Source organism: Variovorax sp. OV329 (genome assembly GCF_900114785.1).
Lineage (GTDB): Bacteria > Pseudomonadota > Gammaproteobacteria > Burkholderiales > Burkholderiaceae_C > Variovorax.
This window is the reverse complement of record NZ_FOUG01000059.1, coordinates 1-1,110: the sequence shown is the minus strand read 5'-3', so window position 1 is coordinate 1,110 and position 1,110 is coordinate 1. Positions and strand designations below refer to the sequence as shown.

The following is a 1,110-nucleotide window of genomic DNA, read 5'->3' as shown; positions in this document are numbered from 1 at the left end:
CTAGTGGGCTGTAACGATTGAATCGGGAGTAATTCGCCGTGTCGGGTCGAAGTACTTCCACTTCACGGGTTTGGGTTGCTCGTTGTACTTGCGGATGTAGCGCAGGAGCTTTCTCTTGAGATCGGGCACCGAGGTGAACACGCCGCGCGCGATCACGTCGCGCTCGATCTTGGCGAACCACAGTTCGACCTGGTTGAGCCAGGACGAGTAGGTCGGCGTGAAGTGCATATGAAGGTTCGGATGCTCACTCAGGAATGCATCGACCTGCTTGGTCTTGTGCGCCGAGAGGTTGTCCGCGATCACGTGGATTTCCTTGCCCTTGGGCTGGTTGGCCACGATGTCGGTGAGAAAGGCGACGAACTCGGCCGAGGTGTGGCGCGCGGCGGTCTTGCCCAGCACTTCACCGGTTTTGGTATTGAAGGCCGCGTACAGCGACAGCGTCCCGTGGCGGTAGTACTCGAAGCCGTGGCGCTCGGCGCGCCCCGGCGACAGCGGCAGCACCGGGTCCTTGCGGTCCAGCGCCTGGATGGCGGTCTTCTCGTCAACGCTGAACACGGCGGCGTGCTGCGGCGGGTTCAGGTACAGCCCGATCACGTCGGCGGCCTTGGCCTCGAAGTCCGGATCGTTGGAGGCCAGATAGCCTTCGAGCCGATGGGGCTTGATGGCGTGCTTGGCCCAGATGCGCGCCACCGTCATGTGCGAGATGTCCCCGCCGAGTTCGGCCGCGAGCTTGCGCGAAGACCAGTGCGTGGAGCCATCGGCCGGTTTGCGCTTGGTGGTCCATGCCAGCACGCGCGCCTCGACGCGCTCGGTCACCTTGTAGCGCTCGCGCCCAGCGTGGCGCGCAAACAGCCCCGCCAGTCGATCGGTTGCAAAGCGCTTGCTCCAGCGATCGATGTAGCTGTCGCTGCAGTCGAGCTTGGCGCGAATCTCGGCCCACGTCAGTCCTTCGGACATCAACAGGATCAGCCGAGCGCGGCGCGCCGAATCGGCACGCCCCGTTCTCGCACTGGCTTGTCGCTGCAGTTCCAAGACTTCAGTTTTCGTCAGTTCCATTGCGCCCTCCGGAGGCACAATGATACTTCCTATTTAACCGTTACAGTCCACTAG

At 62.7% G+C, this 1,110-nt stretch carries 1 protein-coding gene; it reads right to left on the bottom strand.

What is annotated here, in order from left to right:
* Entirely contained in the window at positions 1-1,056 is a 1,056-nt protein-coding gene (locus BM345_RS29550; protein ID WP_093387419.1) for an IS630 family transposase, read from the bottom strand.
* Between the last annotated feature and the right edge of the window lie 54 nt (positions 1,057-1,110).